This window comes from Streptomyces durocortorensis, assembly GCF_016901035.1.
GTDB lineage: Bacteria > Actinomycetota > Actinomycetes > Streptomycetales > Streptomycetaceae > Streptomyces > Streptomyces durocortorensis.
In genome coordinates, this window is record NZ_JAFEUF010000477.1 from 1 (window position 1) to 1651 (window position 1651).

The 1651-nt window shown below is 76.9% G+C and carries 2 protein-coding genes; both read left to right on the forward strand.

The window, feature by feature from the left end; translation table 11 throughout:
- Positions 1-85 precede the first annotated feature (85 nt).
- A complete protein-coding gene (locus JS521_RS35560; protein WP_030589348.1) occupies positions 86-268 on the forward strand; it encodes a Trm112 family protein in 183 nt (60 codons plus the stop codon).
- Positions 269-492: 224 nt separating this feature from the next.
- Entirely contained in the window at positions 493-1629 is a 1137-nt protein-coding gene (locus tag JS521_RS35565; protein ID WP_205086976.1) for an SIS domain-containing protein, read from the forward strand.
- Positions 1630-1651: the final 22 nt, after the last annotated feature.

Here is a 1651-nt window from a genome sequence, read left to right on the forward strand (position 1 = left end):
GGCCGCGCCCCCACCACCCCAGCGGTAGGCTGACGACGCCTGATCCACGCGGATCGGAACTCGCATGCTCGAAGGGACTCACCCCATGGCGCTCGAAGCCGGCCTCCTGGAGATCCTGGCCTGCCCGGCCTGCCACTCCCCGCTCGACGACCGTTCGGCGGCCGACACCCCCGAACTGGTCTGCACGGGCGATGACTGCGGCCTGGCCTACCCGGTCCGGGACGGCATCCCGGTCCTTCTCGTCGACGAGGCCCGCCGCCCCGCCTGACCGCGAGCGACGCACGTACGGGCAGGGCGGCGCCCGGCAGCACACGGCAGCCGGCGCCCCGACCGACGACAGCGGGACGGACCGCAGGCAGGGCCACCGTTTCGGCCACGGCCACCAGGGCTCGGCCCGGCGGCCACGCCACAGAATCCGCCCACCCCGCCCCGCCGCCCCTCGTACGCGCACCCGCAGCCCGCACCCCGCCCGGTGATCGGAGGCCCACCGCCATGCTCGACGAGTCCTTGCTCGACGCCCCGGAAGCCCTGGCCCGAGCCGACCGCCGCGATCTGCTGCGCGGTGCCGCCGAGGCCGGCGCCCGGGTCCGCACCGCCGCCCGCCACGCCGCCGAGGCCGGCATCGGCGGCCTGGCCCCCGAGGGCCGCCCCCGCGCAGTCCTTGTCGCGGGCCCCGGCACCGCCGCCTCCGGAGTCGCCGACCTGATCGGCGCACTGGCAGGCGCGGCCGCCCCCGTCGTACGCATCAACCCCACGGGCGTCGCCCCCGCCCCCGGTGCCCTCCGCTGGGCCCTGCCCGGCTGGGCCGGATCCGTGGACCTGCTCCTCATCGCGACCGCCGACGGCTCCGAACCGGGCCTCGCCCTGCTCGCCGAGCAGGCCTACCGCCGCGGCTGCACCGTCGTCGCCGTCGCCCCCACCCGCTCCCCGCTGCGCGAGGCGGTCGACGGGGTGCACGGCCTGGTCGTCCCGATGGCGGCGGCCCCGCACGGCGAGTACGACGCGGAGACCTCGGCCGCCGGCCCCGGCACGCTGTGGGCGCTGCTCACCCCTCTGCTGGCGCTTCTGGACCGGGTCGGCCTGGTGACGGCGACGCCGGAGGACCTGCAGAAGGTGGCGGACCGCCTGGACAGCACCGCGGAACGCTGCGGCCCGGCCATCGCCACGTACAGCAACCCCGCCAAGACGCTCGCCGCCGAGCTCGCCGACAGCCTGCCGCTGCTGTGGACGGAGGGCGATGCCGCGGGCCCGGTCGGCCGCCGCTTCGCCGCCGTACTGTCCGAACTGGCGGGCCGCCCCGCCCTGGCCGCTGAACTGCCCGAGGCGCTGCCCTCGCACGGCGGGCTCCTGGCCGGGGACTTCGCGGCCGGCGCGGACCCCGACGACTTCTTCCGCGACCGGGTCGACGAGGGAGAGACACTCAGAGCCCGGGTGGTCCTGCTCCGGGACCGCCCGACAGGGGGCCTCAGCGCCTACCCGGCGGCCCGGGAACTGGCGCTCGGCCATGACACACCTGTGAGCGAGCTGGAACCGGAGGAGGGCGGCGCGCTGGAAACCATGGCGGAGCTCCTCGCGATCACGGACTTCGCCGCGGTCTACCTCTCGCTGGCCTCGGCCCCCCAGCCCTGACAGAAGCCCACACTCCCCGGCC

Excerpts from the sequence above, each read along its gene's own strand:
- JS521_RS35560 (WP_030589348.1), top strand. The coding sequence starts at position 86 with ATGGCGCTCGAAGCCGGCCTCCTGGAGATCCTGGCCTGCCCGGCCTGC.
- JS521_RS35565 (WP_205086976.1), top strand. The coding sequence starts at position 493 with ATGCTCGACGAGTCCTTGCTCGACGCCCCGGAAGCCCTGGCCCGAGCC.